This window comes from Roseiarcus fermentans (genome assembly GCF_003315135.1).
In the GTDB taxonomy this organism is placed as follows: domain Bacteria; phylum Pseudomonadota; class Alphaproteobacteria; order Rhizobiales; family Beijerinckiaceae; genus Roseiarcus; species Roseiarcus fermentans.
In genome coordinates, this window is record NZ_QNRK01000076.1 from 1 (window position 1) to 1,937 (window position 1,937).

Consider the following 1,937-nt stretch of genomic DNA (forward strand, 5'->3'; position numbering starts at 1 on the left):
GCCTCCCTGCGGGACGCAAAACGCGGATCATCCCAACCTTCCGGTGGTATCCTTTTCGATGTCGCCGCCGGTCCCCTTTCGGATGTCGTTTGACAGACAGTATGGGTGGGCCGCGCGTACGTCAAGATAGTTTAGCGACCGATACACAATAACGCCAGGTGACCCACGCTTTGGCCGCGGGCGATTGAGGCGACGGCGAGTCACATCAGATCGGCTCCGTGCGCTCGGTCGATGCGAGAAGCGCGCCAGCGGCCGAGTCAATGCTCTGACGCAGCGGCGCTAGGGTTCTGAGCTTCGACCGCCGCCGGACCCCGGCTTTGGCGCAGTTCCTCCGTCAGCCGTCCTACCTCCCTTTCCAGGCGCTCGATGCGATCGAGCGTGTCGTCGAAGCTTGTGGACTCCAGCGCTTGCAGGAAGGCTCCGACGCCCGCAAGGGCGCGGCGAAATCTCCCACGCTCTGGGGCCGAGTGGCTCGCTGTGTCTGTCATCGAAGGCTCCTCATTGGCGAGACCGCACCCTGGGACCGTCGCGATGCCGGCGGCTTTGCAATTGGCGAATACGCGCGGGCGCCAGCCTCCGGCCCCGAGGAGCGCGAGCGTGATATAGTGACCGCTACATTACCTGCAGTCAATATTTTATATCATGCACTATAAAATCGTTGACGTCGGCCGCCTGGTTCTGTAGCGTACGATATAGTACGACGGTTGGCCGGTCGCGCCGCTCAATGCGCGGTGCTGCGATGGGATCGATCGGACTCACCGACACTTGCGGCGAAGCCAGCTATTTTTCCGAGGAGAAGCCGAGATGAAGATGCGACGAATCGTGAGCGCCGAGAGCAAGGCCGGTGTCGTCATGCAAGTGGACGATCTTCTCGATACTGAAACCGCTGACAGGGTTACGAATATCTGGGGATTCGACAAGGTTCCCGAGCTACCCCTTACGCCTGAGCAAGTTCTCGGTGAATACAAGCGACTTGGGATCTTCGGGCCAAAGGATTCAGTCCGCGTCGATCTCCAAGTCGTTCCCCCCGAGAAGGCGGGCGCGACAGATCTCGGGAGCTTGATGGCCAAGATCGATTTCGGCGCCGGCGGAGGTATGACCCAAGGCAAGCACGGCGGTGCGATGCACCGGACCGACACCATCGATCTCGCGGTGGTGCTCAAGGGCGAAGTGGATATCGCCTATCCGGGAGAAGACGGCCAAGTGCACACGACCACAGCCAAGGAGGGCGACTTCTTCGTTCAGAACGGCGCCTTCCACGAATTCCACAACCGCTCGGACGACCCTTGCGTAATCCTCATGTTCGTCTTCGGCGCCGAGAGGAAGGCGGCCTGATCAGCGAGGGCCCATCAAGCGCGACCGGCCCTGCCCCAACGAAGAAGGAATCAAGATGTCTCTATTAAACACCACGATTGCGGTTGTCGCGGGGGCAGCAACGGCATGAACGTTCCTGTTATTGTAATCGACGGCGTCGTAAGGCTTTCTCCAGAAGCAAATGGCGGCATCGTTGTTGGTGGTTCGAACGCCACGGCTTACGCGGCGTATTTCTCGGCCAAGGCTGGCGCTCGCGCTGCTATTCATCATGACTGCGGCATTGGTGGAGATGAGGCGGGCGTCAGAGGTCTGCCCTGGGCGGACCAACATGGTATGGCCATGGCGGCCGTCGCGGCTGAGAGCGCCCGGGTCGGCGACGCCGCAGACATGCTCACGGCGATGACCCCTCTGGCGCGCCTGGCGCGCCCTGACGAGATCGCTTCCGCCGCCCTCTTCCTGGCTTCAGACCTAAGCAGTTACGTCGCCGGTATCGACCTGCCAGTCGACGGCCGGCCTTACGGCTGTCTAATACGGTTTCCGCGTGATTGACTCGATGGTTGGGGATTCCTGAAGCGGAAACAGCGTGATAGATAGAAGGGCCATGATTCGCGGGAGGCGGGCAT

2 protein-coding genes are annotated in these 1,937 nt (G+C 61.1%); both read left to right on the forward strand.

Annotation, left to right across the window (positions count from 1 at the left end; all coding sequences use genetic code 11):
- Positions 1 to 804 precede the first annotated feature (804 nt).
- On the forward strand, positions 805 to 1,335 hold the full coding sequence (locus tag DFR50_RS31045; protein ID WP_113894218.1) for a cupin domain-containing protein: 531 nt from the start codon (positions 805 to 807) through the stop codon (positions 1,333 to 1,335).
- Positions 1,336 to 1,440: 105 nt separating this feature from the next.
- Complete coding sequence (locus DFR50_RS32720; protein ID WP_210209099.1) at positions 1,441 to 1,863, forward strand: SDR family oxidoreductase; 423 nt, start codon at positions 1,441 to 1,443, stop codon at positions 1,861 to 1,863.
- Positions 1,864 to 1,937 lie beyond the last annotated feature (74 nt).